This window comes from Vibrio sp. 10N.222.55.B11 (genome assembly GCF_041473705.1).
GTDB lineage: Bacteria > Pseudomonadota > Gammaproteobacteria > Enterobacterales > Vibrionaceae > Vibrio > Vibrio crassostreae_C.
Map to the genome: position 1 here is coordinate 1 of NZ_JBFRST010000002.1, position 8,542 is coordinate 8,542.

At 45.1% G+C, this 8,542-nt stretch carries 8 protein-coding genes and 1 riboswitch; all 8 genes read left to right on the plus strand.

Annotation, left to right across the window (positions count from 1 at the left end):
- The first annotated feature begins 182 nt into the window (after nt 1-182).
- The 8 genes from AB4503_RS00375 to thiH all read left to right on the plus strand — a co-directional run bounded on the left by AB4503_RS00375 (nt 183) and on the right by thiH (nt 8,447).
- Nucleotides 183-1,565 carry a multicopper oxidase family protein gene (locus tag AB4503_RS00375; RefSeq protein ID WP_372113325.1) on the plus strand — a complete coding sequence of 461 codons (1,383 nt, stop codon included), beginning with the start codon at nt 183-185 and terminating at the stop codon, nt 1,563-1,565.
- Between the two features lie 100 nt (nt 1,566-1,665).
- Entirely contained in the window at nt 1,666-2,049 is a 384-nt protein-coding gene (crcB, locus tag AB4503_RS00380; RefSeq protein ID WP_004736665.1) for a fluoride efflux transporter CrcB, read from the plus strand.
- A 62-nt stretch (nt 2,050-2,111) separates the two neighbouring features.
- Nucleotides 2,112-2,210, plus strand: a riboswitch (TPP riboswitch).
- 130 nt (nt 2,211-2,340) lie between these two features.
- Nucleotides 2,341-4,290 (plus strand): phosphomethylpyrimidine synthase ThiC, encoded by a 1,950-nt coding sequence (thiC, locus tag AB4503_RS00385; protein WP_372113327.1) that lies wholly within the window; start codon nt 2,341-2,343, stop codon nt 4,288-4,290.
- Nucleotides 4,290-5,582: a thiamine phosphate synthase gene (locus tag AB4503_RS00390; RefSeq protein ID WP_372113329.1), complete on the plus strand. Its 1,293-nt coding sequence runs from the start codon at nt 4,290-4,292 to the stop codon at nt 5,580-5,582. The genes thiC and AB4503_RS00390 overlap by 1 nt, the downstream gene beginning before the upstream one ends.
- Nucleotides 5,572-6,354 (plus strand): ThiF family adenylyltransferase, encoded by a 783-nt coding sequence (locus AB4503_RS00395; RefSeq protein WP_372113331.1) that lies wholly within the window; start codon nt 5,572-5,574, stop codon nt 6,352-6,354. The genes AB4503_RS00390 and AB4503_RS00395 overlap by 11 nt, the downstream gene beginning before the upstream one ends.
- The gene (gene thiS, locus AB4503_RS00400) at nt 6,351-6,560 is read left to right on the plus strand and encodes a sulfur carrier protein ThiS (RefSeq protein WP_017061316.1); all 210 of its coding nucleotides are present in this window, start codon (nt 6,351-6,353) and stop codon (nt 6,558-6,560) included. Before AB4503_RS00395 ends, thiS begins: the two co-directional genes overlap by 4 nt.
- Nucleotides 6,561-6,562: 2 nt before the next feature.
- Nucleotides 6,563-7,327, plus strand: a complete 765-nt coding sequence (locus tag AB4503_RS00405; RefSeq protein WP_372113333.1) for a thiazole synthase — start codon at nt 6,563-6,565, stop codon at nt 7,325-7,327.
- A gap of 7 nt (nt 7,328-7,334) precedes the next feature.
- A complete protein-coding gene (gene thiH / locus AB4503_RS00410; protein ID WP_372113334.1) occupies nt 7,335-8,447 on the plus strand; it encodes a 2-iminoacetate synthase ThiH in 1,113 nt (370 codons plus the stop codon).
- Nucleotides 8,448-8,542: the final 95 nt, after the last annotated feature.

Below are 8,542 nucleotides of genomic sequence, written 5' to 3' on the forward strand. Positions count from 1 at the left end.
TTTACTTTAATTGGTATTAGTCGGTAATTCCTGCTTTTAATAAAACCTGGCCTTAAAAGTGTAAGTGCTTACTTATCCCAGTCTCTTTTATAAACAACCAACAGCACAAACTACGCTTCTTTATGAGAACTGTTCTCAATATTTTGTTAAATTTTAGTCGTTATTATTAAAAGGCAACAAATATGGATATCTCCCGTCGTAAGTTTATTCAATCATCTCTCGCTATATCTGCACTCACTGTACTGCCCGCTTGCTCAATGAAACGGTCGGTTGATGAACAAGGAAAGTATGTTTATGACTTAACGGCAGAGCCTTCAACCGCTGAACTCGTGACGGGGTTTGAGACTGATATTCTAGGCTTTAATGGTCAGATTCCAGCACCAACGATTCGATGTCGACAAGGTGAAAAGGTAACGATCCGTTTTACCAACAAGCTATCAGAACCGACAACTATTCATTGGCATGGTTTAAGGATTCCTATCGAAATGGATGGGGTTCCCTTCTTGAGCCAACCACCGATCATGCCAGGTGAAACATTCATTTATGAATTTACGCCACCAGATGCTGGCACGTTTTGGTATCACCCACATATGAACAGCGTTAAGCAGCTTGGTATGGGCTTGGTTGGTCTAATTATCGTTGAGGAGAGCATTCCAGTGCCGTTTGATGAAGAGCACGCACTGATGCTTAAACATTGGCATATAGATAAGAAAGGCCAATGGAAAGATCTAATGATCCCACGACTCAGTGCTCGTATGGGTACGCCAGGAGAGTGGAGTAGCGTTAATGGAATACATGAGCCTGTCTATGAGTTAAAACAACATGCAACAACCAGGCTACGTATCGCTAATGTCGATAATACGATCACTTACCCTATAGCTGTCGAAGGGGTTGAGGCATGGGTGATTGCCATTGATGGTAACCCTGTAAAAACACCTTATAAGCTGACGCAACATAAAATTGGTCCAGGGATGCGAGTGGATATTGGACTGATAGCACCCAAAGCCGGTGGGCGAGTTAGCGTCCTTCAAATGAAAGGACGCTTTCCTTTCTCTTTGTGTGAGTTCGAGGTTGTAGATTCAACCCTTGTTGAGAATCGCTCTCTGCCTTCTTTACCCCTTAATCCTGTGCCCAATTTAGATTTGGCTAATGCAGAAGAAATCGACTTTTTATTTGAATGGGAAGGGGCGGTTTCTCCAGTATCTAAAGATGGAAAATCTATGCCTAAGTTTTGGCTAACTAATAAACGAGCATGGGAGGGGATGAGCAAAGATAATATCCCTGAACCGTTGGCGACTTTAGAGCTGGGAAAAACCTATATATTCGATCTTAAGAACGTCACTCAATATCATCACCCGATTCACATTCACGGCCATACATTCACTGTATTGGAACTTGATGGGAAGAAAGTTGAAGAACCTTTCCATACTGATACAGTGTTACTTGGAAAAAATGGCCGAGCTAAAGCTGCATTTGTAGCCGACAACCCTGGCCGCTGGATGTATCATTGTCATGTTATAGAACACATGAAAACGGGTTTGATGGGATATATTGAAGTTAAGTGACACCTGTAACGTTTAATATTTGCGCATGCATTCTTAGTTTCTACCCTCGCTTTTATCGGCGTTAAAGCTAGAATATAGGGATTATTGTTTGGGAGGATTCATGGGTCAGTTATCTATTCTAGGTTTTATCGCCATCGGTGGCGCGTTTGGTGCTTGTTCACGTTACTTGATTTCAGAGTTATGCGTTGTGATGTTAGGGCGTGGTTTTCCTTACGGTACGCTGACTGTTAACGTAATTGGCTCTTTGATTATGGGATTGCTCATCGCCGCGTTTGAAAATGAGATGGTTGCGACGGAGCCGTGGAGACAAATTATCGGTCTTGGTTTCCTTGGAGCCCTGACGACATTTTCTACGTTTTCGATGGATAACGTGCTTCTTATGCAGCAGGGTGCGTTCTTCAAGATGGGGCTCAATGTACTGCTCAATGTGGTTCTCAGTATTTCAGCCGCATGGATCGGCTTCCAACTTCTGATAAAGTCTTAAAACTTTCTTACGATTTGTTAACAACTCGGCTTGGTTTATCCAAGCCGTTTTTATATACTCGATCGTACTTGTCGGAGTGCCATATGGCTGAGACCGTTAACTCGGGATCCGTTGAACCTGATCAGGCTAATACCTGCGAAGGGAACAAGAGTAGATATCTAACTAGAATCCTTCTAGAGATCTATCTCCAGATCACAACTGCATTTTCTTGCTGTGATCCCTCTTGTAGCATCTTATCCGTCAAGCATTTTTATCCCTATAAATAATGGCTAAAAGCCAAGGAAAAATGCTATGTCGAGTCGTAAACAAGCAAGACTGGAAGCGAAGAATTTCATTGATTCTTTATCTGTACAACCTTATCCAAACTCAAAAAAAGCTTACATCCAAGGGTCTCGAGCGGACATTCAAGTCCCTGTCCGAGAAATATCCCTCGCAGATAGCCTTGTTGGTGGCAGCAAAAAAGAGCCTGTATTCGAACCTAATGAGCCAATTCATGTCTACGACACCTCAGGTGTTTATACCGATCCTACGCATGAAATAGACCTTTATAGTGGCCTTCCTAAGTTGCGAGAGCAATGGATTGAAGAGCGTGGTGATACGGAATTGCTCGATGATGTAAGCTCTGTTTACACCAAAGAACGTTTAGAAGATGAAACCCTAGACGACCTTCGTTACGGAAACCTGCCTCGAATTCGTCGCGCTACTGGCGGCCAATGTGTAACTCAACTGCATTATGCTCGTCAGGGAATTATCACTCCTGAGATGGAGTACATTGCGATACGTGAGAACATGGGGCGTCAGAAGTTCGCTGATGAACAGCTTAATCACCAACACCCAGGCCATAACTTTGGCGCAAACCTGCCAAAAGAAATTACCCCTGAGTTCGTGCGTAAAGAGGTCGCTGAAGGCCGAGCTATCATCCCTTCAAACATCAACCACCCAGAATCAGAACCTATGATTATTGGCCGAAACTTCTTAGTGAAAGTGAACGCCAATATCGGTAACTCTTCTGTAAGCTCTTCGATTGAAGAAGAAGTTGAGAAGCTAGTATGGTCGACTCGCTGGGGCGGCGATACCGTAATGGATCTTTCTACTGGCCGTAATATCCACGAGACTCGTGAATGGATCCTACGTAATAGCCCAGTGCCGATTGGTACGGTTCCTATGTATCAGGCGCTTGAGAAAGTGAATGGCGTAGCCGAAGACCTTAACTGGGAAGTGATGCGCGATACTTTGATTGAACAAGCGGAGCAGGGCGTTGATTACTTCACTATCCATGCTGGTTTGCTTCTTCGTTATGTTCCTATGACGGCTAAGCGTGTGACAGGTATTGTTTCTCGTGGTGGCTCTATTATCGCGAAATGGTGTCTTGCACATCACCAAGAAAGCTTCCTATACACACACTTCCGCGAGATCTGTGAGATCTGTGCGAAGTACGATGTGGCTTTGTCACTAGGTGACGGCCTACGTCCTGGCTCTATTGCAGATGCCAATGATGAGGCTCAGTTCTCGGAGTTACGTACTCTAGGTGAGTTAACTAAAGTGGCTTGGGAATACGATGTTCAGGTGATCATTGAAGGTCCTGGACATGTACCTATGCATCTTATTAAAGAGAACATGGATGAGCAGTTAGAGCACTGCCATGAAGCGCCTTTCTATACGTTAGGCCCGCTGACCACTGATATTGCACCGGGTTATGACCACATTACCTCTGGTATTGGCGCGGCGATGATTGGTTGGTACGGCTGTGCGATGCTTTGTTATGTAACACCTAAAGAGCATTTGGGCTTACCAAATAAAGAAGATGTGAAGACTGGCTTGATTACTTACAAGCTGGCAGCACATGCAGCAGACTTGGCAAAAGGGCATCCGGGCGCACAAATCCGAGATAATGCATTATCTAAAGCTCGTTTTGAATTCCGTTGGGAAGACCAATTTAATCTAGCTTTAGATCCAGAAACAGCCCTTTCTTTCCACGATGAAACCCTGCCACAAGAATCGGGCAAGGTTGCTCACTTCTGCTCTATGTGTGGACCTAAATTCTGTTCAATGAAGATCTCTCAAGAAGTTCGAGAGTACGCGAAAGACACTGAACAAGTGGCTGCTGATCAGGCTATCGAGATTAAGATGCTTGATAATCCGTTGGAAGGGATGCGTCAGAAATCACAAGAGTTCCGTGATACTGGCTCTGAACTTTATCACCCAGCAGTAGGCGCAAAAGAAGCTCAATTAGAGGAATAATGACAGTGAAGATTCTTATCCCATCTCAAAATATTGAGCTAACGGGAGAGGTGCAAAGCTGTCTATTGGTTGCTAAGCGACAAGGCTTGGCAACCGATGCAGTTGAGTTGGGTGTAAGCCCAACTCAATGCTTCTCTATCGTTGATGCTCAGCAAGCGTTATCTATTGGTTTTGCTCATGATGTTGATTCATTGGCGGAGTGTCGCTCAAGTGAGCTTGATCATATCGTTTATTACAGTCATTCAGTGGTGCTAGCTGGTGTCCGTGATGCCTTGGCACAAACTCCGAATACCATCTATATCGGTGTCTTAGATGACTCAGCTGCATTGGATATCTGGTCACAGCTAGATTCTAATCGTGCTATCAAGAGTGAAACTCCAGCTCATCAGGAGTTAGATAGTCGTGGCCACTTTGCTTGGTTACTTACTTTGTTGGCGTTGGAATTCCCATTAGAAGATGCACTGGTTTTAGCTCGCGCAGCATCTAGTGTTTCACGTGGAACATGGCCAGCAAACTATCAAAACTTTCCTATTCCCGTTCTCGAAGATGAGCGACTGGATATTAGTGTTGGTTGGGCGCACCAAGGAACATCACTGTCGTTCCCGGAATTGAGTAAGAGTAGCCTAGGACTATACCCAGTGGTTGATGATGTTGAGTGGATCGAAAGGCTGCTCAAGCTTGGAATTAACACAGTTCAACTGCGTATTAAGAACCCACAGCAAGCGGATTTAGAACAACAAGTCGCACGATCTATCGATCTTGGTCGTGAGTATAACGCTCAAGTTTTTATCAATGATTACTGGCAGCTTGCACTCAAGCATGACGCTTTTGGTGTTCATTTGGGGCAAGAGGATATTGAAGAATCAAACCTCTCACAGTTGAGCTTTGCGGGTATAAAGATTGGGTTATCGACTCATGGCTATTACGAGTTGCTACGCATTGTTCAGATTAACCCAAGCTATATTGCGCTAGGCCACATCTTCCCAACAACAACTAAACAGATGCCATCAAAGCCTCAGGGTTTAGTTTGTTTATCTCTGTATCAACAGCTGATTGATACTATCCCATACACAGAACAACTCATCGGTTATCCGACGGTTGCTATTGGTGGTATTGACCAATCAACAGCTGAGCAGGTGTGGGATTGTGGGGTGTCGAGTTTGGCGGTTGTTCGTGCGATTACATTAGCGGAAGACCCCAAAAAGGTGATCGAGTTTTTTGAAAAACTGATGACGCCTAAACCTTCAAATATTGGTGAAGAGGTTGCGCAGGAGCCTAGCTATGCTGAGTGATTTTGAGTTTATTCGTTATCAACGACAAATTGCGTTACCTGAAGTCGGTGAGCAAGGGCAACGAAACCTATTAAACAGCCATGTGCTAGTGATTGGTTGTGGTGGCTTAGGTAATGCTGCCGCTCTTTATCTTGCGGCTTCTGGTGTCGGAAAGATCGTGTTGGTTGATGATGATTGTGTGGATTCGTCTAACCTGCAACGACAGGTCGCGTTCAAAGAAAGTCAGTTAGGTTCGCCTAAAGTCGAAGCTATGAAGCAACAACTGACTGAGCTCAATAGCCGCAGTCAAGTTAGAACCATCAATCAGCGAATGAGTGACAGTCAGCTTGAACTTGAAGTGATGCTCGCTGATTTGGTGTTGGATTGTACTGACAACTTTGCGTCACGCCAGCAGGTTAACCAAGCGTGTTTCGGCAGCAATACACCTTTGATTTCTGGATCTGCAATCGGTTGGAAAGGCCAGTTTATTGTATTTGATTATCAGAATCAGAAAGGGTGCTATCACTGTTTGTTCCCGTTCAGTCATCATCCACAAACGACACGTTGTAGCGATAGCGGCATCATCGGCCCAGTTGTTGGCACCATAGGCAACCTCCAAGCACTGGCAGCGATTCAACGTATTAGCACTGGCGAGTTCCAGGTTGCAACACATCAGCTCAGACTGTTTGATGGTCAGACGATGAACTGGCAAAACTTAAGTGTCACTCAAGATAGTGAATGCCCCGTTTGCTGCACATCTACAGTTAACTATTTAGAAGAAGAAACCCAATGAGCAACATAACGATCTCTATCAATGAGCAACCAGAACAGGTTGCACAATCGTCGTCTCTAGCGGATATCATCCAAGCGCTTTCACTACCCGATCTGGGTTGTGTCTTTGCTATCAATAATGCGGTTGTCCCGCGTAGTCAGTGGCAACAAAGGGTCGTCAATGAAGGCGATGCTATTTCTCTTTTCCAAGCTATTGCAGGGGGCTAACCATGTTAACTATCGCAGATAAAACATTCCAATCACGACTGTTCACTGGTACAGGCAAGTTCGCAAACAAGTATTTAATGGCGAGTGCTATCGAAGCTTCCGGTTCTCAACTGGCAACCATGGCGTTGAAGAGAGTTGATATTCGCTCTGAGCAAGATGATATTTTACAGCCCATCATTGATGCTGGCGTGAACTTGTTACCAAATACCTCCGGGGCGAAGAACGCGAAGGATGCCATCTTTGCTGCGCATTTGGCTCGCGAAGCGCTAGGCACAAACTGGCTCAAACTGGAAATTCACCCTGATCCAAAGTACTTGATGCCAGACCCAATTGAGGCATTAAAAGCGGCTGAGCAACTGGTTAAAGATGGCTTTGTTGTGTTGCCTTACTGTCATGCTGACCCAGTGTTGTGTAAACGATTGGAAGAGGTGGGTTGTGCTGCGGTTATGCCGCTAGGTGCGCCGATTGGGTCGAACAAAGGTATCGCTTCGGCAGACTTCTTAGAGATCATTATCGACCAAGCGAACGTCCCTGTGATTGTTGACGCTGGTATTGGTGCGCCATCTCATGCTGCTCGTGCAATGGAAATGGGCGCGGATGCCGTGTTAGTTAATACTGCAATTGCGGCTTCTCAACAACCCGTTGATATGGCGATTGCTTTTAAACTGGCAGTTGAAGCTGGCCGTATGGCTTACCTTTCTGGTCTTGCTGGACAGGTGTCTCATGCGGTTGCTTCTAGTCCGCTAACTTCATTCCTAGACGAGTAGTGTCCTTATGACGTTTGTTGATCGATTTAAACAGCTCAACTGGGATGACATTGGTATGTCCATCTTCAGTAAAACGGCAGCGGATGTTGAGCGCGCTCTGAGTAAACCTAAACGCGACTTGGAAGACTTTAAGGCTCTTATCTCTCCGGCAGCAGAACCTTACTTAGAGCAGATGGCGCAACAATCGTTGGCACTCACACGCAAGCGATTCGGCAATACAATGTCGTTGTATATTCCATTGTACCTCTCAAACTTATGTGCGAATGCGTGCACGTATTGTGGTTTCTCAATGGAGAACCGCATTAAGCGTCGCACACTTACTTTAGATGAAATCGATGCTGAAAGTGCCGCTATCAAAAAGATGAAGTTTGATAGTGTATTGTTGGTGACTGGTGAACATGAAACCAAGGTCGGGATGAAGTACTTCCGTGAAGTGCTACCGAATATTAAGGCACAATTTAACTATCTTGCGATGGAAGTGCAGCCGCTTGATCAAGATGACTACGCAGAGCTTAAAACTCTCGGCTTAGATGCGGTGACTGTTTACCAAGAAACGTATAGCCCAAGTACCTACGCGGAACACCACTTGCGTGGCAATAAAATGGATTTTGAATACCGGCTCGAAACGCCCGATCGTTTGGCAAAAGCGGGTATTGATAAGATAGGTATTGGCGCTTTGATTGGCTTGGAAGATTGGCGTACCGACTGTTTCTTCGTGGCCGCTCACTTAGACTATCTTGAGCGTACTTATTGGCAAACACGTTACTCGATTTCATTCCCACGTCTTCGTCCGTGTGAGGGTGGTTTGCAGCCTAAATCGATTATGAGTGATAAACAGTTGGTTCAACTTATCTGTGCGTATCGTTTATTAAACCCTGAGGTTGAATTGTCTCTCTCGACTCGTGAGTCTGCAGCTTTCCGTGACAATGTGTTGCCATTGGGAATCACCAGTATGTCGGCTGCGTCTAAAACCCAGCCAGGTGGTTATGCTTCTGATGAAGAAGAACTCGAGCAATTTGAAATAAGTGATGAGCGAAGTGCTGCCGATGTTGAGTCAATGATTCGTCAACGTGGTTTTGATCCTGTGTGGAGAGACTGGCACAGTGCTTACTCTGGTTAGCGAACACGCAGATTTATGTTCCACGTGAAACATCGACGAAGTTAAATCGACAAATAAAAACGGCTACCCTAAGGTGGCTAATGCCGATCAGTTAA